Source organism: Winogradskyella sp. PC-19 (assembly GCF_002163855.1).
In the GTDB taxonomy this organism is placed as follows: domain Bacteria; phylum Bacteroidota; class Bacteroidia; order Flavobacteriales; family Flavobacteriaceae; genus Winogradskyella.
In genome coordinates, this window is sequence record NZ_CP019332.1 from 542022 (window position 1) to 564357 (window position 22336).

At 32.8% G+C, this 22336-nt stretch carries 20 protein-coding genes; 5 read left to right on the top strand and 15 right to left on the bottom strand.

Features of this window, described 5'->3' with window-relative positions; translation table 11 throughout:
* Positions 1-2: 2 nt before the first annotated feature.
* On the bottom strand, positions 3-1073 hold the full coding sequence (aroC, locus tag BTO05_RS02530) for a chorismate synthase (RefSeq protein ID WP_087491148.1): 1071 nt from the start codon (positions 1071-1073) through the stop codon (positions 3-5).
* Positions 1074-1152: 79 nt separating this feature from the next.
* A complete protein-coding gene (locus tag BTO05_RS02535; RefSeq protein WP_087491149.1) occupies positions 1153-4056 on the bottom strand; it encodes an FAD-binding and (Fe-S)-binding domain-containing protein in 2904 nt (967 codons plus the stop codon).
* A gap of 112 nt (positions 4057-4168) precedes the next feature.
* On the opposite strand from BTO05_RS02535, the gene BTO05_RS02540 reads away from it, so the two are divergent.
* The gene (locus BTO05_RS02540; RefSeq protein ID WP_087491150.1) at positions 4169-4645 is read left to right on the top strand and encodes a hypothetical protein; all 477 of its coding nucleotides are present in this window, start codon (positions 4169-4171) and stop codon (positions 4643-4645) included.
* Between the two features lie 47 nt (positions 4646-4692).
* On the opposite strand, the gene bshA is transcribed toward BTO05_RS02540, so the two are convergent.
* From bshA to BTO05_RS02590, 10 genes are all read right to left on the bottom strand, one after another.
* The gene (bshA, locus tag BTO05_RS02545) at positions 4693-5829 is read right to left on the bottom strand and encodes an N-acetyl-alpha-D-glucosaminyl L-malate synthase BshA (protein ID WP_087491151.1); all 1137 of its coding nucleotides are present in this window, start codon (positions 5827-5829) and stop codon (positions 4693-4695) included.
* Between the two features lie 86 nt (positions 5830-5915).
* Positions 5916-8876 carry a glycoside hydrolase family 3 N-terminal domain-containing protein gene (locus BTO05_RS02550; protein WP_087491152.1) on the bottom strand — a complete coding sequence of 987 codons (2961 nt, stop codon included), beginning with the start codon at positions 8874-8876 and terminating at the stop codon, positions 5916-5918.
* Positions 8877-9052: 176 nt separating this feature from the next.
* Positions 9053-10276, bottom strand: a complete 1224-nt coding sequence (gene serB / locus BTO05_RS02555) for a phosphoserine phosphatase SerB (RefSeq protein WP_087491153.1) — start codon at positions 10274-10276, stop codon at positions 9053-9055.
* Positions 10277-10378: 102 nt separating this feature from the next.
* The gene (locus BTO05_RS02560; RefSeq protein WP_087491154.1) at positions 10379-10864 is read right to left on the bottom strand and encodes an ABC transporter ATPase; all 486 of its coding nucleotides are present in this window, start codon (positions 10862-10864) and stop codon (positions 10379-10381) included.
* Positions 10864-11058: a hypothetical protein gene (locus BTO05_RS02565; RefSeq protein WP_087491155.1), complete on the bottom strand. Its 195-nt coding sequence runs from the start codon at positions 11056-11058 to the stop codon at positions 10864-10866. The genes BTO05_RS02560 and BTO05_RS02565 overlap by 1 nt, the downstream gene beginning before the upstream one ends.
* Positions 11055-11249 carry a hypothetical protein gene (locus BTO05_RS02570; protein WP_087491156.1) on the bottom strand — a complete coding sequence of 65 codons (195 nt, stop codon included), beginning with the start codon at positions 11247-11249 and terminating at the stop codon, positions 11055-11057. The genes BTO05_RS02565 and BTO05_RS02570 overlap by 4 nt, the downstream gene beginning before the upstream one ends.
* Position 11250: 1 nt before the next feature.
* The gene (locus BTO05_RS02575; RefSeq protein WP_087491157.1) at positions 11251-12036 is read right to left on the bottom strand and encodes a (Fe-S)-binding protein; all 786 of its coding nucleotides are present in this window, start codon (positions 12034-12036) and stop codon (positions 11251-11253) included.
* A gap of 11 nt (positions 12037-12047) precedes the next feature.
* Complete coding sequence (locus BTO05_RS02580) at positions 12048-13355, bottom strand: (Fe-S)-binding protein (protein ID WP_087491158.1); 1308 nt, start codon at positions 13353-13355, stop codon at positions 12048-12050.
* A gap of 9 nt (positions 13356-13364) precedes the next feature.
* Positions 13365-14312, bottom strand: coding sequence for an MlaD family protein (locus BTO05_RS02585; protein WP_087491159.1), 948 nt, complete (start codon positions 14310-14312; stop codon positions 13365-13367).
* Positions 14313-14371: 59 nt separating this feature from the next.
* Positions 14372-15481, bottom strand: coding sequence for an N-acetylmuramoyl-L-alanine amidase (locus BTO05_RS02590; protein WP_087491160.1), 1110 nt, complete (start codon positions 15479-15481; stop codon positions 14372-14374).
* 113 nt (positions 15482-15594) lie between these two features.
* Between BTO05_RS02590 and BTO05_RS02595 the strand changes: the two genes are divergently transcribed.
* Both BTO05_RS02595 and BTO05_RS02600 read left to right on the top strand, forming a co-directional pair.
* On the top strand, positions 15595-18393 hold the full coding sequence (locus BTO05_RS02595) for a putative LPS assembly protein LptD (protein ID WP_087491161.1): 2799 nt from the start codon (positions 15595-15597) through the stop codon (positions 18391-18393).
* Between the two features lie 108 nt (positions 18394-18501).
* Positions 18502-18882, top strand: coding sequence for a Rid family detoxifying hydrolase (locus BTO05_RS02600; protein ID WP_087491162.1), 381 nt, complete (start codon positions 18502-18504; stop codon positions 18880-18882).
* Between the two features lie 11 nt (positions 18883-18893).
* Here BTO05_RS02600 and BTO05_RS02605 read toward each other — a convergent pair whose 3' ends face one another.
* From BTO05_RS02605 to BTO05_RS02615, 3 genes are read right to left on the bottom strand one after another with little or no spacing between them, the layout of a single operon-like run.
* Positions 18894-19445 (bottom strand): hypothetical protein, encoded by a 552-nt coding sequence (locus BTO05_RS02605; RefSeq protein ID WP_087491163.1) that lies wholly within the window; start codon positions 19443-19445, stop codon positions 18894-18896.
* Positions 19435-19932, bottom strand: coding sequence for an RNA polymerase sigma factor (locus tag BTO05_RS02610; RefSeq protein WP_157662517.1), 498 nt, complete (start codon positions 19930-19932; stop codon positions 19435-19437). Before BTO05_RS02610 ends, BTO05_RS02605 begins: the two co-directional genes overlap by 11 nt.
* A complete protein-coding gene (locus BTO05_RS02615) occupies positions 19932-20780 on the bottom strand; it encodes an alpha/beta fold hydrolase (protein ID WP_087491165.1) in 849 nt (282 codons plus the stop codon). Before BTO05_RS02615 ends, BTO05_RS02610 begins: the two co-directional genes overlap by 1 nt.
* A gap of 332 nt (positions 20781-21112) precedes the next feature.
* On the opposite strand from BTO05_RS02615, the gene BTO05_RS02620 reads away from it, so the two are divergent.
* Both BTO05_RS02620 and BTO05_RS02625 read left to right on the top strand, forming a co-directional pair.
* Positions 21113-21685, top strand: a complete 573-nt coding sequence (locus BTO05_RS02620; RefSeq protein ID WP_087491166.1) for a DUF4062 domain-containing protein — start codon at positions 21113-21115, stop codon at positions 21683-21685.
* Positions 21679-22275: a hypothetical protein gene (locus BTO05_RS02625; RefSeq protein WP_087491167.1), complete on the top strand. Its 597-nt coding sequence runs from the start codon at positions 21679-21681 to the stop codon at positions 22273-22275. The genes BTO05_RS02620 and BTO05_RS02625 overlap by 7 nt, the downstream gene beginning before the upstream one ends.
* Positions 22276-22336: the final 61 nt, after the last annotated feature.

Here is a 22336-nt window from a genome sequence, read left to right on the forward strand (position 1 = left end):
AATTACCATTCTTTTGTTTCTTGTCTTCTTAATAACATATAGTCTGCAATAACTAATGCTGCCATTGCTTCGACAATAGGTACTGCACGTGGCACCACACATGGGTCATGACGACCTTTACCTTGCATCTCTACAGTTTCGCCTTTACTATTGATAGTATCTTGTTTTTGTAATGTTGTTGCAACAGGTTTAAAAGCTACACGGAAATAAATATCCATGCCATTGCTTATACCACCTTGTACACCACCAGATAAATTGGTTTTTGTACTTCCATCTTCATTAAAGTTGTCATTATGTTTACTACCAAGCATTCTAGCCCCACAAAAGCCACTACCATATTCAAAACCTTTGACAGCGTTTATAGATAACATCGCTTTACCTAATTCTGCATGCAGCTTATCAAAAACAGGTTCGCCTAATCCAGCTGGTACATTTTGTATAACACAAGTGATTGTGCCACCGATAGTATCGCCTTGTTTTTTAACTTCTTGAACTTTAGCAATCATCTTTTCAGCCGCATCGGTATCTGGACAGCGAATCATATTCGATTCAATTTTACTAAAATTTAAATCTTGATAAGGTTTATCTATAAATATATCTCCAACCGAAGACGTAAACGCGTTAATGTCAATTTGATTCAAAAACTGTTTTGCAATAGCTCCTGCAACTACTCGACTTGCTGTCTCACGAGCAGAACTGCGTCCACCACCACGATAATCACGTACACCATATTTTTTGTCATAAGTATAGTCGGCATGACTTGGTCGGTAAACGTCTTTTATATGTGAATAATCTTTTGATTTTTGATTGGTGTTATGGATTACAAAGCCTATTGGAGTTCCAGTAGTTTGCCCTTCAAAAATACCTGAATAGAACTCTACAGTATCTGGTTCTTTTCGTTGTGTTACAATTTTAGATTGTCCAGGTTTACGACGATTCATTTCATTTTGAATAGCCTCAAAATCTAATGTCATTCCTGCGGGACAACCATCTATAATTCCACCAATAGCAACGCCGTGAGATTCACCAAAAGTGGTGAGTTTAAATAACTTTCCGAAGGTATTTCCTGCCATTAAAATTTATTTTACGCTAATGTAATTGATTAAATAAACAAACAAAAACACATTTGTCAATTTATATAATCTTTAGTTTTTATAGTAGTGCTTCTTTAAGAATAGTAATCGGATGTTTTGCTATCCTATTTGTCCCATCTTTGATTTGATGACGACAACTCGTTCCGTTAGCAGCAATTATAGTGTCTTTAGAAGCCTTACGTATTGCAGGAAACAAAGTTTGCTCTCCTATTTTCATACTAACTTCATAATTATCCTTGTCATAACCAAAGCTACCTGCCATACCGCAACAACCACTAGGAATAATAGTGACTTTATAGTTATTAGGAAGATTTAAAATATCGAAGCTAGATTTTTGATTTGCTAAGGCTTTTTGATAACAATGCCCATGATACTTTATGGTTTTTGATTCTTGTGTGAATTGCGCTGATGTTATGTTCCCTAATTCTATTTCTCTTTGAATAAATTCCTCAATTAAATATGTGTGCTTAGCTATTGATTTAGCAGATTCTTTATAGTCAGCTAGCTTAATATATTCATCTTTAAAAGTTAGTATTGCTGAAGGTTCAATACCTACTAATGGCGTTTCTTCTGTAATTATATCCTTAAAAATTGAAACATTTTTATTAGCTATATCTTTTGATTCTTCAAGAAATCCCTTAGACAAATAGCTTCTTCCACTTTCGTGATGCTTTACGCACTCTATTTTATAATTAAGTTTAGAGAGTAATTCAAAAGTGTTTATTGCTATTTCGGATTCTAAGTAATTGGTAAACTCATCGACAAAGAGGTATACCGTTTTTATTGGTTTATCTGTATTTAAAAGACTTTTAATTTGACTATTAAAAGATTTTGAAAACTTTGGTAGTGTTCTATTTTGATGAATTCCCAAAGCCCTCTTTATTGCAGATGACAGTAATTTGTTCTGAAAAACCACATTAGATAAGCCAGAAAATTTTGAACCTAACCTATTGTATTTTGTAGATTTAGCAAAGAACTTATTTTTAAAAGAAAAGCCATTTGCTTTTTGGTAATGATACTGAAATTCTGCTTTAAGACTTGCAACATCAACACTACTTGGACATTCACTTGAGCAAGCCTTACAACTCAAGCACAAATCGAAGACTTCTTTAAGTTCTTGATGATCAAACTTATTTGTTTTTTCAGAAGTTGTTAAAAAATCACGCAAAGCATTAGCTCTTGCTCTTGTTGTATCTTTCTCGTTTCGAGTTGCTCTATAACTTGGACACATCGTACCACCAAACTCAGGAAGTTTTCGGCAATCTCCAGAACCATTACACTTTTCGGCTTCACGAAGTATTCCTTGAGATGCCGAAAAATCTAAAACAGTAGCAATCTCTGGTTCTTTTCTGCCTACTTCATATCGAAGATTTTTATCCATAGGCAACGCATCAATAATTTTACCTGGATTAAAAATATTATTTGGGTCAAAAGCGGATTTAATTCGTTTTAGAATCTCATAATTTTCATCACCTATCATTAAGGGAATAAATTCTGCTCTAACAATACCATCACCATGTTCACCGGACATTGAGCCTCGATATTTTTTAACTAAATGTGCTACATCTGTTGTTATTTTTCTGAATAATGCAACATCTGCTTTACTCTTTAAGTTTAGTATTGGACGCAAATGTATTTCGCCAGCACCAGCATGAGCATAATAAACTGCCTCTTGATTATGACACTTCATAAGGCTTGTAAATCCAGAAATAAAATCGTCCAAATCATCAAGCGCAACTGCCGTATCTTCAATACAAGCTACTGCTTTCTTATCTCCAATCATGTTACCTAAAAGACCTAATCCAGCTTTACGAAGCTCCATGGCTTTTGCAATATCTTCTCCTTTTAATATAGGTGCAGCATAGCTTAAGTCTAATCTCTTTACAGTTTCTAATAATTTTTCAATTTCAGAGTTTAGCTTTTTTTCTGTACTTGCTTTGAGTTCACACATCAAAATCGCAACAGGATCTGATTGAACGAATTGTCTATTCTTCTGTTGCGTCTTATTATGCTTAGTAAGATTAAGTATGGTGTCATCCATCATTTCACAAGTATGCAAGTTATGTTGCATGACTTGTTTTACTGATTTCATACATTTATCAATACTATCAAAATGAACTGCAACAATAGCATTATTAGTTGGAGGTAAGACATCTAATTGTAAAGTGATTTCTGTAGTAAAAGCTAATGTACCTTCACTTCCAGAAAGCAATTGACACATGTTAAATGCCTTATTACTTTTGCTGAAAACATCTGATTTAATAAGTTCATCAATTGCATATCCCGTATTACGTCTATGAATTTCTGGTTTAGGAAAATTATCAATGATTTGTGTTTTAACATTTTCAGAATTTAATTCCGAATAAATAGACTTATAAATTTTACCTTCTAGACTATTTAACTTCAATTTATCTTGAAACTCGTTTATTGTAAGTGCTTTAAAATCAGCTTCACTTCCATCACTCAAAATTGTTTTTAGACTCAAAACTTTATCACGAGTCACCCCATGTTGTATAGAAGTTGTGCCAGAAGAATTATTGCCAACCATACCACCAATCATACAACGGTTTGATGTCGAAGTATTTGGCCCAAAGAATAAACCAAAGGGTTTTAGATAATTATTTAATTCATCTCTAACTACACCTGGCTCGACAGTAACGGTTTTATTAATTTCATCTAGGTCTAATATTTTTGTAAAATGCTTTGAAACATCAACTACGACACCTTCTCCAACGCATTGTCCAGCTAAAGAAGTACCTGCAGTTCTAGGAATTAGTGATGTATTATTCTTGGTCGCAAAATCAACAAGTTGCTTGATGTCAGTTGTTGATTTTGGAATTGCAACTGCAAGTGGCATAATTTTATAAACCGAAGCATCAGTTGCATATATTTTCCTCATCAAATCATCAGAAAATATATCACCTTGAAAATTAGACTTTAAGCGCTTAAGAGCCTCTTTCATTGAAATTATTAAGTTATTCAGTTGATAAATCTATTATTATTTGTAAATATAAATTGATTTTTGGCGTTATTTTTGAACAAAGACTATAAATCAATAAAAAAACAATACAATTATGAAAAAATTAGCTTTGACAGTTATTACTGTTTTTGGATGTTTACTATTTACAAATGCTCAGAGCATATCTGATAATGCTATTGGTCTTAGACTTGGTGATAGTGATGGTTTGGGTGCAGAAGTGTCTTATCAGCGCGCTTTAGGCGATAATAATAGACTCGAGGTAGACCTTGGTTGGCGAACTGGAAATAATTTTGATGGATTTAAACTTGTAGGTCTTTATCAATGGGTTTGGAACATTGATGGAGGTTTTAACTGGTATGCAGGTGCTGGTGGTGGTGTTGGTTCTTATGACTTTGATGCTCCTATTAATGACAGTGAAACGTTTTTCTTAATAGCCGGAGATATTGGTATAGAATATGATTTTGATATACCGTTATTACTATCATTAGATTTTAGACCAGAAATAGGTTTTGGAGATTTTAATGATGATACCAACTTCGATATCGCTTTAGGTATACGATATCAGTTTTAAAAAAATATTATCAAAAGAAAAAGCCATCTATTATTAGATGGCTTTTTTTATTTTACTGAACAATCAGCAAGTGTAGTTTCGTATATCTCCTCGTATTTAGGGACAATAGTATGTAAATCAAAATTTAGAGATTGTGCTTTTGCACTTTCTTTGAATTGGTAGAGTGTTTTATCCTCTTTCAAAATCTTAAGGGCATTTTGAGTCATTTCTGAAATATTTCCAACATTACTTAAATAACCCGAAAAGCCGTCTTTGTTTACTTCTGAAAGACCTCCAGAATTTGAAGAAATAACAGGAACACTAGATGCCATTGCCTCCAATGCTGCAAGACCAAAGCTTTCAGTTTCTGACGGTAATAGAAATAAATCACTAAAGCATAGAATCCTATCAATTTCATTGCTGTTTCCAAAGAAAACTACTTTATCAGATATACCTAATTCTTCAACTAAATTCTCTGCTGGTTCTTTCTCTGGTCCTTCACCAACCATCATTAATTTTGCCGGGATTTCTTTTTGAATCCCATAAAATATTTTTATAACATCAGGTATATTCTTAACTTCTCTAAAATTACTTATGTGAGTAATAATACGTTCATCTTCATTTGCCATAGCACTACGTTGACAGTCAGTAAAATTAGGCTCATGTTTTTCTATATCAATAAAATTTGGAACAACTTTTATTTCATTTTTAATATCAAATAAACGTAATGTATCTTGTTTAAGACTCTCTGAAACAGAGGTTACTGCATTAGACTTATTAATACTAAAAGTCACGGCTGGCTTGTAAAACGGATGACTACCAACTAGGGTAATATCTGTGCCATGCAGTGTAGTTACAATTGGTACGAATATACCTTCGTCTTTAAGCATTTGTTGTGCCATGTAAGCGGCATATGCATGAGGTATTGCATAATGAACGTGTAAAAGCTCAATACCGTGCAATTTTACCATATCAACTAACTTACTAGATAGGGCAAGTTCATACGGTTGGTAATGAAACAAAGGATATTCAGGAACATGGACTTCATGGAAATGAACATTATTGCTCAATAATTCTAATCGCACTGGTTGTTTGTAGGTAATAAAATGAATTTCGTGACCACGCTTAGACAATTCTAGACCTAACTCTGTAGCTACAACACCACTACCTCCAAAGGTTGGATAGCAAACAATTCCAATTTTCATATTTAACTTTTATGTGAGGCTAAATTAATGGAATTAATGTATTGAAGTTGGAATGGATTAAGTTTTAACGAATAATTAAAACTCTATTAATCAATAATTGCTTCGTAAATGTAACGTTGTATTTCTGTTCTTATATTCTCACGAAGTAATCTATTCTTTCCTGATTTAGGATAAGTCCTGTTCGCCAAAAATATATAGACAATATCTTCTTCTGGGTCTGCCCAAGCATAAGTTCCTGTAAAGCCAGAATGTCCAAAACTTGTCATTGAAAGGCAACCACATGTTGGACCAACATCTCCAAGCTGTGGTTTATCAAAACCAACACCTCGTCTATTCTCCTTATGACAGTAATGACATTTTGTAAACTCATCTAAAGTTTCAGTCTTAAAATAGCGTTTACCACCATAAAATCCTTTTTGTAAATACATCTGCATTAATTTAGCCATATCATTGGCATTACTAAAGACACCAGCATGACCACCAACGCCATTTTGCATTGCTGCTCCCATATCATGAACATAACCATGTACTTTCTGATAACGGAAATAATCATCAACCTCAGTTGGAACAATATTTTTTAAACTAAATTTTTCACGTGGCTTGTAAGTTGTATAATTAGCCCCAAGTGTTTGATAGAAATGGTCTTGTACCAATTCATCTAATCCTTTGTTGTAATATTTTTCAATATATTTTTTTAATATATAATATGGTAAATCGCTATAACGATATCTTAAGTTTGATAGTAAATCAGTTTCTTTAATTATATCTTGAATGGAATCTTTGTAATCCTTACGCATAAAAAGTTTATTAGTAACCTCCACATTATAGGAAACAGAACTAGAGCTTCTATACCATTTTTTTAATGGTTTACCAGTTATGGTATCTAATGTTTTTGCATAAAATGGTACCCAAGGCTTTAGACGTGCGTAATGTGATAACATTTGTTTTACAGTAATGTCCTCTTTATTTGTTCCTTTATATTCCGGAAGTAATCTGGATATCTTAGTATTTAATGACAGTGCGCTATTCTCTTTTAACTCCATTATTAATGGCAATGTTGATATAATTTTAGTTAAAGAAGCGACATCGTAAACATCATCAAAATCTACTTTGTTCTTTTTGTTGTAAGTGTGATAACCAAAGTTTTTATTGTAAATCACTTTACCTTTTCTAGCGACTAAAAGCTGAATTCCTGGTGTCATCTTTTCACTTACCGCGTAATTTGCAATTGAATCTAGTTTAAAATTCAATTTTTCTGAATCAACACCAACAGACTCAGGTAGACCATAAGTAAGGTTATTTAGTGCATTATAAGATTCGCCTTGACCAAATCTAAAATATTCTCCAGCCGAAACTGGTAGTTTTCCTTTAGCAGCAACGGCACCAAACAAAAGCTGAGCTGATTTTTGCTGAGCAATTGAGCTGTTTTGATAACTCATCACAATTGCATCAATATTTTCGATAGTTTTAAAATCCATTAAAGCATATGGTCTAGCAAAAATATCTAAAACGACCGTATTAGTTCGTGCTATTTCGTATAACCATGTTAACTCTTTAGTTGATAACTTATATCCTTTCCAGGGATTTTCATTTGATTTATGAAAGCCGACAACAACAGTATTATAGTTTTTTAGTTTATTTATTAAATCACTCAAACTTTCAGCTGATACTTTATGAACCTTAGTATACTTTTTTAGCTCATTGTAAAAATCCGAACCAGAATCGTCTCCAAGAGATACGTAAGCAATCTTTTTAGTTTCTAGATTTCTAAGTGGCAAAAGGTCTTCTTTATTTTTTAAAACTGTGATAGCTTCTTCCAATAGCTTTCCATATAATACATCATCTTTTGGACGCATAATATCATTACTAACATTACGATATGGCAAAGGTTTGTAATTTTGAAGCCCAACTTTATACTTCGCCAACAAAACCTTCTTTACGGAATGTGATAATCGTTCTTCAGTAATATCTCCTTTTTCATAAGCGTTAAGAATCTTTTCAATACCTTTTGGTACGTTTTCAGACATTAGCATTACATCATTTCCGGCTTTGAAAGCCATCAAGTCAATCTCGCCTCTAGTATCCATTTTTTTTACTGTATTACCATCGACTCCTTTTTGTACAAAGTCTGCTGCACCTTTCATTGTTAGTGCATCAGTAAAAATTAAACCTTTAAAACCTAGCTCTTCTTTTAATAAGTCTGTAACAACATATTTTGAAAGTGATGTAGGAAAACCGTTTCTAATATCAAGTCCTGGGATATTAAGATGTGCTACCATAACACTAGATAAACCTTCTTTAATCAGTTTTCTATATGGATAAAGTTCTACGGAATCTATTCGCTGTCTATTAAAATTTACTGTTGGTAAAGTTTTATGAGAATCTGCATCTGTATCTCCATGACCTGGAAAATGCTTTGCATTTGCCAAAACTCCAGCATCTTGCATACCTTTCATAAAAGCTGCGGCTTTATCAGTCACGTTATCTTTATCCTCTCCAAAAGAACGATTTCCTATAATCGGATTTTTTGGATTGGTATTTATATCTACAACTGGGGCAAAATTAAAATGGACTCCGACGCGCTTACAATGCTCTCCTATTTGATATCCCGTTTGTTCTATTAACTTATTATCAGAGACAGCACCTAGAGTCATATTCCAGGGAAAAGCATAAGTAGAATCTAATCGCATACTCAAACCCCATTCGGCATCCATACCTATTAATAATGGAATCTTTGATAAAGATTGCAAGTTATTATCTAGTTTTATTTGACGAGTCGGACCACCTTTTGAGTAGATAACGCCACCGATATGATGGTTAGTGATTAATGCAGAAATCTGATTTTCATGCTTAAAACCTTTATTGGAAAAGGCTTGAACCATAAACAATTGACCAACACGCTCTTTTGGAGTCATTGCATTATATATACTATCAACCCATTTTTTTTGTGCTACGATATCTTTTGTTAAAAGAGGATTTGGTGTTTCATTTTGAGAAAAACCTAAAGTGAAAATTGATAAAAATATAAAGAAAACAATGTTGCGCATGGACTAATATTTACAGTATTGTATGTATAACTAATACTATGCCAAATTAGTATAAAACATAGTAACTCAAAAAGACTTTAAGATAGATTTATAAAGAGATTAATTAACAAGAAAATAAGATTTCACGTCACTAGTCTCTCATCTCTCATTTTATCAAAATGACAAAATAGGATGAATTAGTCCACCAAGTCAATATGTCTATCATGGTAACCTAAAAGGTATAAAACACCATCTAAACCGATACTAGAAATTGAACTCTGTGCATTATCTTTTACCTTAGGTTTTGCATGAAAAGCTATTCCTAAACCTGCTAAATTTAGCATTGGCAAATCGTTTGCGCCATCACCGACAGCAATTGTCTGACTAATATCAATACCTTCTTTAACAGCCAATGCCTTTAAAAACTCAGCTTTTTTGTTACCATCGACGATTTGACCGATATATCCGCCAGTTAAGACACCGTCAATAATTTCGAGCTCATTTGCATGAACATAATCTATATCTAATTTCTCTTTTAGATAATTTCCAAAATAAGTAAAACCACCAGAAAGTATTGCCGTTTTAAAACCGTAACTATGTAAAGTATCGACTAGTCGCCTAGCTCCTTTTGTGATTGGAAGGTTTTCAGCAACTTGCTGAAGTACATCTTCAGATAAACCCTTAAGAAGCTTCATGCGCTTTGCAAAACTTTCATTAAAGTCTATTTCACCTTGCATAGCAGATTCTGTAATGGCTTTGACTTCTGTCCCAACTCCAGCAAGTTCTGCAAGTTCATCAATAACTTCGGTTTGAATTAAGGTCGAATCCATATCAAAGCAGACTAAACGTCTGTTACGTCTAAAGATATTATCCTCTTGAAAAGCTATATCGACATCTAAGTCTTTCGAAATTTGCATGAATTTTTCAGTCAACAACGTTTTATTTTCAATTTTACCTCGAATGGAAAGTTGAATAGAAGCGCGTGGATATTCTTCCTTTTTGACCAATGATAATCTACCTGTAAGTCGTTTTATGTTATCAATATTTAAACCTAATTCTGATATAACTTTTGTGACTTCAGAAATTTGTTCAGCAGCAAGTTTTTCTCCTAAAATAGTAATGATGTAACGGTCTTTTCCTTGAAGATTCACCCATTTTTCGTAATCTTCCAAAGAAATTGGTTTGAATTTAGCCGTGATTCCCAATTCATAAGCTTTGAACAGTAAGTCTTTTTGAACTGCCGAAGATTGTCCGCCAGATTCTATTTCAAACATCATCCCTAATGACAATGTATCATGAATATTAGCTTGACCAATATCCAAAATCTTAGCACCGTATTGTGCCAAAACACTCGTTAAACTAGATGTTAATCCAGGTTTGTCCTGTCCTGAAATGTTAAGAAGAAAAATATCTTTTGCCAAAGCATATAATTATAAGTTGTAAATATGCTTATTCTGTTCGAATTAATAAAATAAATAAAGATGCTAAATCTTTAAAAATAAAACACAATTAGTGAGAAATCACTAATTCAAAAAACGGCTGTGCCAACTATCACTAGCAGGAACTTCCCAGTTTTCTTTAAACTCAGCAATATTAGTCACTAAATTATTGAATACAATTGTCTTTTTTGAAACGGCTTTTTGCTTAGCCATTTTTTTGAAATCAATTAAAGATTTATGTGCTATAAATTCGCCTTGTTTGTAGGACACATTCATTTTGTCCATTAAATCGACATTATAATCTTGTTCTAATTGCTGAATAAAATGAACTGAAGCATCGATAGAACATCCTGTGGCAGCATTTAAATTCTGATTTAGAGCAATGACTATAAAGCGTTTATAAACAACTTTAAAGCCAGATTGTAAATCTTGACCATGTGCCGTCCAAGCTTCAATAAAAACTTTGAGCTTCTCTTCTATCTCAGAGATCTCTGTTTCAGAAAATGAACGGTTTGCTTGGTATATCCAAACTCTTGATTCTTCTGGAAGTGTATCGAAATCTACTAACATTATTGTTTTTTTTGTTTGTGTCTAAAAATTAGACTCATAAATAATCCCATAAAAAAGAAATAAAATAAAAACTGCCAAACCGAAAATGGCTTATCATCGAAATAATCAAAACCTGCCATAATACTTGCATGTACAATACCGAATATCGCATCAATCTTGATTCTAGTTTTTATTGGTAATAGTTCTTTTTTCAATCCTTCTTAGCATTCTTATTTTGATAATAGAAGCGTAAAGCCCCTGTAGCTGCAAAGAATACAAACCAAATTGGAATCCAATTGTAGTTTATCATTCCGTTTTTAAAATAACTAATAAGCAAAAGTATTACTGTGAACAAAACGCCATTACGTAAAGCAATTTTAAGCATCTGCTTATCAGTAGCATTCATTTTATAATGAATTTGCTATAACTTCTGCAACGTCTAAAACAGTTACACTTTCTTCTTTTTCTTTTGCTTTGATACCATCTGTCATCATGGTATTACAATATGGACAACCTGTTGCTATGATGTCTGGTGTGGTTTCTAAAGCTTGTTCGGTACGTAAGACATTCACTTCTTTATCTCCAGGCTCTGCATCCTTAAACATCTGTGCACCACCAGCACCACAACACATAGCAAAATTTTTACTTTTTTTCATTTCTACTAAAGTAGCGTTTGATTTACCCAGAACAGTTCTTGGCGCATCAAACTCGCTATTAGCACGACCCAAATAACATGGGTCATGGAATGTGATACGTTTTCCCTTATAGGTGTCTCCTTTAACTGACAAACGTCCAGCGTCAATCAATTCTTTAATGTATTGTGTATGGTGAATAACATCATATACTCCACCAAGACTTGGGTATTCGTTTTTAATACAGTTAAATGAATGTGGATCACAAGTTACTATACGCTTTACTTCGTAAGCATTTAAAACCTCGATATTCATAAAGGCCTGCATCTGAAATAAGAATTCATTTCCTGCACGTTTAGCAACATCACCAGTATTACTTTCTTCTGCTCCTAATACTGCGAAATCAACATTTGCATTATTTAAAAGTTTTACAAAAGCTTTGGTGATTTTCTTTGCTCTATCATCATAACTACCAGCAGAACCTACCCAAAATAAAATTTCGGGTTGTTTGCCTTCTGCCATATATTCTGCCATTGTTGGCACTTTTAGTTGCTCACTCATCTTCTAATATCTTATTCGTTAACCCAATTTAAACGGTCTTGTTGATTGTAAGGCCAAGGTGCTCCGTTATTTTCTATATTGGTCATCATGTTGTTTAATTCCATTGGCGCTGCACTTTCTTCCATAACCAAATAACGACGCATCTCCATAATAATTGATAATGGGTCTATACTTACTGGACAAGCTTCAACACAGGCGTTACATGTAGTACAAGCCCAAAGCTCTTCTTTTGTGATGTAATCGTTTAATAACTGCTTTCCATCGTCTTTAAATTCACCACCATTAGCATCAATGTTTTTACCAACTTCTATCAAACGATCACGTGTATCCATCATGATTTTTCGGGGAGAAAGCTTTTTACCAGTTTGGTTGGCTGGACATTCGCTAGTACAACGACCACATTCTGTACATGTGTAAGCATTAAGAAGTTGAATTACGTTTAAATCTGTAACATCACTAGCTCCAAATTTTGCAGGCTCTTCGTCTGCATCACCTTCAGCTGGCGCTGCAAATGGGTCAGCATTTGGGTCCATCATTAATTTAACTTCATTGGTAACAGCCTCAAGGTTATTAAACTCTCCTTTTGGTGTTAATTTTCCATAATATACATTTGGGAATGCCAATAAAATATGTAGGTGTTTTGAAAAGTATAAATAGTTTAAGAAAACTAAAATACCTACTATATGTAACCACCAAGCGCCTCTTTCAATAATATGAAGTGTTTCAGCAGAAAAACCTTCGAACCAAGGTGCTATAAAGCCAGAAATTACATTACCTGAACCCATTTCTTGAAATGACGTATCAGTAGCATTCATCACCAAGAATAAGCACATTAAAACAACTTCGAAATAAAGAATAATATTTCCATCGTTTTTTGGCCAACCTTTTAAACTTTTAAAACGTTTGATATTGCTAATGTTTCGTCTTAACCAAAAGACCACAACAGCAACTAAAACCAATACGGCAAGAACTTCAAAACTACCTATTAAGAAACCGTAAACAGATTCTGGTAATACTTTTAATCCAACTCTGTGTGTGCCGAAAAGGCCATCAATAATGATTTCTAAAACTTCGATATTAATAATTACAAAACCTACATAAACAATGATATGCAAGAACCCAGCTATTGGCCTAACTACCATTTTGCTTTGTCCTAAAGCAATGCGCGCCATGTTTTTCCAACGCTGTGGCTTGTTATCACTAACATCAACATCGCGACCTAACTTAATATTTCGAATGAGTTTTTTTATGTTTCTGGCAAAATGACCTACGCCAGCAATTAGGAGTATTGCAAAAATAATATTTGGTAAATATTGCATATGATTGGGTTAATTCTTTTGTAATTGTTCTTCAGTTGGTGGTGTGTACGGAATTTCTTTTTTAGACAAAATTCGTCTGTATCGTGCTGGATGTAATTTAATATCCAACAACAACAACTCCATTTCTTTGGTAACTGCTTCAAGATTATCGTACAACTTGTCATTTTTAAGTAGCTTTCCCATTGTGCCTTCACCATTTTCAAGGCCTTCTAAAACAGACGTGAATTTAACTAGTGTTTTGTCAAAATCATCTATGGTTTTAGATAATTGCGCTTTCTTTAAATCTTCTGATAGCTCAGATATATTTTTACTAGTTTTTTCAAAACTTTCTAAAGTCGATGAAATTTTAGCATCATTATCCTTAATCACTTTTTGAATGCCATATGATAAATTTTTGAATGACTTTAAAGTTGAATTTAATTCTGAAATCGTCGCTTTCAATCCAGAGTCAGAATCGTCAACTATTATATCATTCAGGTTCACCATCAAGGTATCTGCTGAACGTAATGTCTTATCTAAGTCAGTACTTAAGCCTGTAAAATTATCTTTTAGAGATGAAATTAAACCAGGTTGAATTTCTGATTTTATAAAGTCTCCCTTTTTTGCTTTTTCTCCTTCGTAAGAATCTATAACTGCTAAAGCATTACCACCCATGATTCCTGTTTCGTATAAACGAATGGTAGAACTTTTAGAAAACGAAAGTCTAGGATCTACCGAAAACTCAACACGAGTCATCCCAGATTCAAAATCGTATTTAATATTTTCGACTTTGCCTACAGTATTTCCTTTTATAGTTACTGGAGAGGACATCGTTAATGCGTTATAATCGAATTCTGTATAGAATTCTACCTCGTTAGAAAACAAATCTTGTCCTTTAAGGTAATTGAAAAGGTATATGAAAAGCAGCACTCCAGATATAACGAGTATGGCTGTTTTAATCTCTCTTGAAATTTTCAATGGTTTAGTCTTTGATTGGTAACAAAATTAGGAATAAAATAATTAAGACGCTTTCTAATTTAAGGTCTTTTAAGCGCGTCTTGTACAGATATTTTTTTTCCGTTTTTGTAAGCGACAATAAAACAAGAAGAATATCCTTTTAATTTTGCGGTATTCTTTAAGCGTTGCGCTTCATTATAATCAGATGTTTTTCCGTAGTAATATTTATAAAGATTGCTTTGTGCATCGCGAGTGATATTTGATAAACCTTTAAAATTATAAGATTTAGTTTCAATTTTACGAGAGCTTGCTGCTATTTGTATTTTAAAAATAACATCTTTTTTAGCACTTGGAATTGTATTATTTTCTATTGAAAGCTCTTCATCAATTACAAAAACACCTTCGCCTATGTTTTGATCCAATTCTTTTTTATACTCAATAATAGCTTCCTTTATAGCTTTAGCCATTTTTGACTGGCCAGATTTGGCATTCAAAAAAGCACCTTCTTTTTTATTTGTCAAAAAACCAAGTTCTACCAAGATACTTGGCATATAAGTGTTACGAATTACCAAAAGGCTTTTCTGCTTTAAACCTCTACTTCTTCGCTTTACTTTATTTTTAAAAGCATTTTCAATTTTACGAGCTAATAATATACTTTGCTCTACATATACTTCTTGCTCTATACCAATAGCAATCGTTGATTCTGGTGAGCTTGGGTCAAAACCTGCATAGTTTTTCTCATAATCTTCCTCTAAGAAAATTACTTCGTTTTCACGCTTTGCAAATTCAAAATTACGATCTGTGTTTTTTTCTCCTAAAACCCAAGTTTCTGTTCCATAAGCCTGTGAAGCATGTGCATTACAGTGAATTGAAACAAATAAATCTGCATCTGCCTTATTGGCTATATCAGCACGTTTCCATAATGGAATAAAAACATCTGTTTTACGTGTGTAGATGACTTTAACGTTTTTAAGCTTCTCTAATTCTTTGCCTAATTGTAAAACCACATTAAGAGAAATCTTTTTCTCTTTATGACCATTACCCAAGTTACCATGGTCTTTACCACCATGACCAGCATCCAATACAACTACAAATTTATTGTTTGAAGATTGTGCATAAAGGCTAGATGTTAAAGCTATTATAAATACTGTTAGCAGTAATACTAATATGTTAGTGTTGTTCGTTTTCATGTAAACTTTAAAACGGCAAGTAAATCCTATTTATTACCTTATTTAATTTGGCTTGTTTATTTTTAAAACTTTAATTGCGATAAAAAATCATTCAATCAAAAATATATGTAATTTTGGGGTTTCAAAAACCGAGCCATTCTTTTACAAAAATACCATTAAAAGGTTTGCGTACAAATAGCCTAAAGATACTTTTCGCCCTTAGTTTTACAGTGTTTATCAACACTTTGGGCTACGCACAGGATATTCCGACTAAACCAAGACCTATAAAAGCAGTCGAAAAACCTAAGGAAGTCAAAAAAGACTCGGCAACTATTTCGGTTGATTCTTTATTAAAACCCAAAGAAAATTTAAAGGTTGTAGATTCTGTAAAAAACGATTCTATAAAAAAACCTAAAGAACTTCTATCTGATATTGTGACTTACACAGCAGACGGATATGTTTCGTTAAATAATAAAGAAAAGAAAATATACTTATACGATAATGCCATAGTCAAGTACCAAGACATGGAAATTACTGCTGGTATTATTGTTATAGATAATAATACAAGTTTAATATATGCTGGTCGTGTTAAAGATTCTACTGGTTATTCTCAACGACCGGTCTTTACTCAAGGTGCAAACAAAGTTGAACCAGATTCAATCATTTTTAATCAAGACAACAAAAAAGCTATCATATTTAATTCTAGAACTGAAGATTCTGGTTTAAATATATTTTCACCTATAACTAAACGTGAAAATGACTCTACCATCTTTATGAAAGATGCGCGTTTTACCACGTCTGAAAATTTAGACGATCCAGAATACCAATTTATTTCGGACGAAATAAAATTAGTTCCAGGCAAGAAAATTGTTGTCGGACCAACTTATATGGAAATTTATGGTGTACCTACGCCTATTGCCTTACCATTTGCTTATTTTCCTTTAAGTAAAGAACAAAAATCTGGTATTATTTTTCCAACTTTTGGAGAAGATACTGGTAGTGACCGTGGTTATTTTATACAAAATGGTGGTTACTATTTTGCAATCAGTGATTATTTAGACTTAGCAGTTCTGGGTGATTATTATACCAATGGTAGTTATGGCGTACGACTAGAAAGTAATTATGCCAAACGTTACCGTTTTAATGGAAATGTAGCTATTCGTTATGAAAATTTATTGACTAGTGAACGTGCTTTTCCTGATTTTACACAAAACACAATCTATAATATTAGATGGTCGCATACACAAGACGCTAAAGCAAATCCAAATTCTAGATTTTCAGCATCTGTAAACTTGGGAAGTAGTCAGTTTTTTAGGCAATCTGTTAATCAGAATAACATTGTCAATTCGCAAAATAATACTTTGGCTTCATCAGTATCTTACTCAAAAACGTTTCCTGGAGAACCTCAGGTAAATGTTAATGTAACTGCAACTCATTCGCAAAATACGCAGACAGAAACTATAAATATGACTTTGCCAACCATACAGACATCTGTCGGTCGTATTTTTCCATTTGAACCAAAGACAGGTGCTAAAAAGGGAATTTTACAGAATATAAATTTTCAGTACAATTCCAGAGCAGAATACAGAATTTCCACTTCAGATTCGTTGTTTGGAAAAAGCGAAATGTTTGATGACGCTTTAGCAGGTATGCAACATACCATTCCACTTTCTACAAACTTTAAGGTATTCAATTACTTTAGTGTTAGTGCAAGCACAAATTTTCAAGAAAACTGGACGCTAAATACTATTAATCGCCGTTTTGACCAAAACACTCAAGCTGAAATTGTTACAGATATTAACGGTTTTGATAGTTTTAGAACTTATAATTTTAGTGCAAATATTGGCACAACGATATATGGTATGTTTAATTTTGAAAAAGAAGGTGAGGATAAAAAAATTAAAGCGATTCGCCATGTTGTGCGTCCATCGTTAAGTTATACTATACAACCAGCATTTGATCAATACTATGAAACCTTTGATGTCGTTGATGCTAACGGTTTAACTACAGATCAAGTCGAATATACACGTTTTGAACGTTCAATTTTTGGCGCGCCTGGTAACCGCTACTCTAGCTCTATTGGTCTTAGTGTCGGTAATAATATTGAAGCCAAAATACGCTCAAAGGATTCCACAGCTAAGGAACCTAAGAAAATTACACTTATAAATAACCTAAATTTTAGTTCAGCTTACGATTTGGCAGCAGATTCTTTAAATCTAGCACCTGTAAGAATGTCTGGTGGTTTAAAGCTGTTTAAAGACAAAATGAATATCAATTTTGCAGCGACCTTAGATCCATATGCTTTGGACAATAATAATGTTAAGATTAATACTTTCAATATCAATAATGGTGGTAGCTTATTTCGTTTGACTTCTGCAAACATGAATATGAGTTATGCATTATCTAATGAAACTTTCAGCCGTTCTGGAGAATCAAAAGAAAAGAGTCAACGTCGTGAAGATGAAGCGGTACGAGCTAATGGTAGAACGGATGATATGTTTGGTCGTACAGAAGATTTTTCTAGTCGTGTCTATACTGAAGAAGATGCAGAAAGACAAAAAGAAAAGGAAGCCAATCTTTCGGATTATAATTACAAAATACCCTGGAATTTACGTCTTGCTTACGCTGTCAATTACAACAACACACGACGTGAAAACACTATCGCTTCTCACTCATTAATGTTTTCAGGTGATATCGAACTATCCCCAAAATGGAGTGTCGGTGCTTCGTCTGGTTATGACTTTTTGAATAACGGATTTACGTTTACACAATTCCGTTTTGAACGGGATTTATTAAGTTGGCGAATGAATTTTAGCTGGGTACCATTTAGCAATTTATCGTCGTGGAATTTCTTTATTGGCATTAAGTCTAACTTCTTGCAAGACTTAAAATATGAGCAACGCCGACAGCCAGACCAACGTGTTGGGAATTAAGTGTAAGGAGAAATTATAAATTTTGTTATTCTGAGTCTAGTCGAAGAATCTTTATTTATTTTTGAGTTTTAATTTAAATATCTTTAAAAGATACCTAACAAGTTCAGCATGAAGAAAATCATAAACACTACCAAAGCTCCTGCTCCAATTGGCCCATATAATCAAGCTGTTTTAGTTGGCAATATGCTATATACATCTGGGCAAATTGCTTTACATCCCGAAACTATGGAATTAGTTTTAGAAGATATCCAAACGGAAACCAAACAAGTCATGGAAAACATGAAAGAAGTTTTAGCTGCAGCTGATATGACGTTTGAGAATGTGATTAAATCTTCAATATTTGTAAGTGACATGCACAACTTTGCCATAATTAACGAGGTATATAGTAGCTATTTTGATGAAGCTACTGCTCCAGCTCGAGAAACAGTTGAAGTGGCTAACTTACCAAAGTTTGTTAATGTAGAGATTAGCATGATTGCTGTGAAGTAGTTTTTTAAATACTACTTTTCTTTTAGTTGCTTCAAAAAGCGCTGCTCTTTAATAACACTGCGAATGATAATTGCAACAATTACTAACAGTGACACTATACCTGAGATTAAGATATAGTTGTAAAAACCTTCAGAAAAGTAATCTTTAAAATAAGGTAACAACAGTGCAAATCCATAAATATAAGCTGCAACACAAATTGGGGTAATCACATAATTAATAATCAATCGCGCATTATAGTGCTTCTTTAGATAAGCATAATACATTTTCTGTGGCATTGAAAGTAATTGCTTCTCTTTTCGATATACCGAAGCTAATTCTAATATAATGCGGAATACAAGACTCGAAATCATGAGTAATAAGCCTAAATTAAAAGAGTTCCAACCTTCTAAAGACACATAAAACGTGTAAAAAACCAACACTGCAACAGTTACAGATAAAACTGTAATGGTTATGTATTGTCCTTTACGCTGTCGTTTTGCTTTGTTTATAATATTGTTTGGAGAACCTAGATTCGAATTATCGTCCTGAGTATTCCATATTTTATTTATCAAATCATTTTCCATTTGTAATACATTTTAAAAGTGCTTTTCGAATTCGACTTAGTCTTGTTCTCAGCGTTCCATTAGCCAAGCCTACAGTATCTGCAATTGTAGCTTGAGGTATATTTTCTAATTCTAATAGTATCAATGCTTTGTTTTGCTCATTAAGCTGATTAATACACTGATACATTTTTTTTAAATCTTTTACGACACTATCATCATAGCTATTATCTTCTGAAACCTTATCAGACAAAATACTTTCGTTTATAGAAATATTGTTTTTAGATTTACGTAAATCACTTAAGCATACGTTTACCGCTATTCTATAAATCCAAGTCGCAATAGATGATTTGCCTTTAAAAGACTTTCTGTGATTCCAAACTTTAATAAACGTCTCTTGTAGCCATTCCTTTGCTAGAGTATCATTTCCAGACGCATACCCTAAGCACAAGCGATGTACTTTAGGCGCATGCAAATTGTAAATGTTAGTAAAGTCTTTTTCTATGTTCATTATTTTGATGACAAAATTGTTTGTATTTGTTTTGAAAACCATTCTGGTTGGTCTAGCATCACAAAATGAGCAGAACTTTCAGCTATGATAAAATCATAGTTCTTTAAATTCTGATACTGAATTTTATAAGTCTGAGTAGCCATTTCTTTTCCATAAGGTTTTTCTGCAGCTATAATAGTCGCTGGTATTGTTATATCCTTCAATCCTTCTCGAATATCTAATTTGAGATAATCAGTATAGCCATAAACATAAGTTTTACGGTCGGATGCTATTATCCAATTCTTAATTTTTTCTTGAGCTAGAGTATCAATACTCATTCCTTTAGACATTGCATCTGCAACTTGCATGAACCCATTGTCGTCCATTGCCAATTGCTGGTTGTTATATGGACTATCATAAGCCAATTTATCTGGACTATAATCAGGAATCATTAATGCGCCAGCTGCTGGTAACGCATCTACTAATATAATTTTTTTGAGATTTAAATCGTCTTGACTGGCAAGCCAAGTTGCCACAGTACCGCCTAAACTATGTCCAATTATAGTAGTGTTTTTTAAATCGTTATCTAAAATGTATGTTTTTAAGGCTGTGTTTACCTTTGGTAACCAAGGAAAATCAATTGGTGCTTTTCCTCCAAATCCAGCTAGTGTTATGACATGACACTCGTAATTTTTTTCTAAATCTTTAACGATAGGTTTCCAAACCTCTCCAGGTACAGTAAATCCAGGTATAAATAAAACAGGCTGCCCTTTTCCTGAAACCTCGGCGTAAATCGCTTGGTTATTTTTTTGAGCTTTTGAAAATTGAATAAAGGAAATACAGACTAAAAGTAAAATAACATTTTTCATTGTTTTTATGTTTTGATTTCCCTTTAGATGCAGATATCAAAAAATGTTACATTTTATTTTAGTTAATAGTCGAAATTTTTGGAAAAGGACGGTTTTTTTTGGGTTACGCATAATGTATTTGAGTATGACTCTTTGAGAAAAGATTATGATATTAAAAGTAAATAATACACTTCTATAACTTAGACTATCATAAAGTAAAACCAGAAGCAATAAATTACATACTTGATTTTACTTAGTACGATTCTATTTATAGTGTGTATAAGTTCTAATAATTGTGTTGTAAATACATTTACAATAATATGTATACTTAATATAATAATTAAAAATAAATTATGCCTAAATCTTTACCTCATTATAGAATATTTTTAGCTTCACCAAGTGATTTGAAAGATGACAGAGATTCAATCGATGATGTTATTAATGAGTTAAACTTAACCTTTGGTAGTCAACATAATATCCATCTTGATCTTATTAAATGGGAAACTCATTCAGCTCCTGGAATCACTAATAATCATGTGCAAAAAATAATCAATAAAGATGTTGGGAATGAATACGATTTATTTGTTGGGCTACTTTGGAAACGGTTTGGAACTCCGACAGATGAAGCAGATTCCGGCACAGAAGAAGAGTTTCTTAATGCATACAAAAGATATCAAGATAATTCCAGTTCTTTACAAATATTATTTTATTTCAATAATTCACCATTTTCTTTAGATGATATAAATCTTGAAGAACTAAAAAAGATTAAAGATTTCAAATCAGATATTAGTAAAAATAAAAATGTCCTTTACTGGGAGTATAATGATAGTGAACAACTTAGTTATTTTCTAAGGACTCATATTCCTAAAAGAATATTAGATTTACAGAAAAAACATCAAGAAGAAGATAATAAGAAAAGGTGCTAATTGCAGAAGTAGAGGAAGAAGAATATGGTCTTATTGATTACCAAGATTTTTTTGATGAATCAATTGAAGAGTCAAATCAGTCGCTACATAGGATGTCAGATGCAATGGGTTGGGTTAGTGAACAGTTTGAAAAAAAGACTGCTGAAATGACAGCTTTAGCACAACAACCAAATATAGGAAGAAAGGCAGTTAGAGTTTTATTTATAAAAACTGCTAAAGTGATGGACAATTTTGGTAGTAGAATTGAAACTGAAACTCCCATTTTCTTTGATAATTTCGGACATGCAATTGATGCCTTACAAAAAACACTTGATATTTATAGAAATGATTTTAATGTAGATATAGAAGAAGTTAAAGATACTAGAGAGTCGTTGTCAGGATTAATAGATACTATGGAGGCATCTTTACCTAATACGGAAGAATTCATTAATTCGATAGATGCGTTCCCGAGAATGTCAAAAGAAATAAATAAATCTAGATTCAAATTATCAACAAAACTTAATAAGTTGTTAGATAATTTTAAAATAAGTATTTCTATTGCAACCGAATTGCACAAATCCTTTGATGACTTTTTAGATCAAAGAGAATAAAGGTAGAATTGAGTTCAAATATCATTATAAGAATCCGTTTTAATACTTCGACAAGCTAATA

Coding starts and splice junctions, on each gene's coding strand:
- aroC (WP_087491148.1), bottom strand. CDS start 1,073: ATGGCAGGAAATACCTTCGGAAAGTTATTTAAACTCACCACTTTTGGT.
- BTO05_RS02535 (WP_087491149.1), bottom strand. CDS start 4,056: ATGAAAGAGGCTCTTAAGCGCTTAAAGTCTAATTTTCAAGGTGATATA.
- BTO05_RS02540 (WP_087491150.1), top strand. CDS start 4,169: ATGAAAAAATTAGCTTTGACAGTTATTACTGTTTTTGGATGTTTACTA.
- bshA (WP_087491151.1), bottom strand. CDS start 5,829: ATGAAAATTGGAATTGTTTGCTATCCAACCTTTGGAGGTAGTGGTGTT.
- BTO05_RS02550 (WP_087491152.1), bottom strand. CDS start 8,876: ATGCGCAACATTGTTTTCTTTATATTTTTATCAATTTTCACTTTAGGT.
- BTO05_RS02560 (WP_087491154.1), bottom strand. CDS start 10,864: ATGTTAGTAGATTTCGATACACTTCCAGAAGAATCAAGAGTTTGGATA.
- BTO05_RS02570 (WP_087491156.1), bottom strand. CDS start 11,249: ATGAATGCTACTGATAAGCAGATGCTTAAAATTGCTTTACGTAATGGC.
- BTO05_RS02575 (WP_087491157.1), bottom strand. CDS start 12,036: ATGAGTGAGCAACTAAAAGTGCCAACAATGGCAGAATATATGGCAGAA.
- BTO05_RS02580 (WP_087491158.1), bottom strand. CDS start 13,355: ATGCAATATTTACCAAATATTATTTTTGCAATACTCCTAATTGCTGGC.
- BTO05_RS02590 (WP_087491160.1), bottom strand. CDS start 15,481: ATGAAAACGAACAACACTAACATATTAGTATTACTGCTAACAGTATTT.
- BTO05_RS02600 (WP_087491162.1), top strand. CDS start 18,502: ATGAAGAAAATCATAAACACTACCAAAGCTCCTGCTCCAATTGGCCCA.
- BTO05_RS02605 (WP_087491163.1), bottom strand. CDS start 19,445: ATGGAAAATGATTTGATAAATAAAATATGGAATACTCAGGACGATAAT.
- BTO05_RS02610 (WP_157662517.1), bottom strand. CDS start 19,932: ATGAACATAGAAAAAGACTTTACTAACATTTACAATTTGCATGCGCCT.
- BTO05_RS02615 (WP_087491165.1), bottom strand. CDS start 20,780: ATGAAAAATGTTATTTTACTTTTAGTCTGTATTTCCTTTATTCAATTT.
- BTO05_RS02620 (WP_087491166.1), top strand. CDS start 21,113: ATGCCTAAATCTTTACCTCATTATAGAATATTTTTAGCTTCACCAAGT.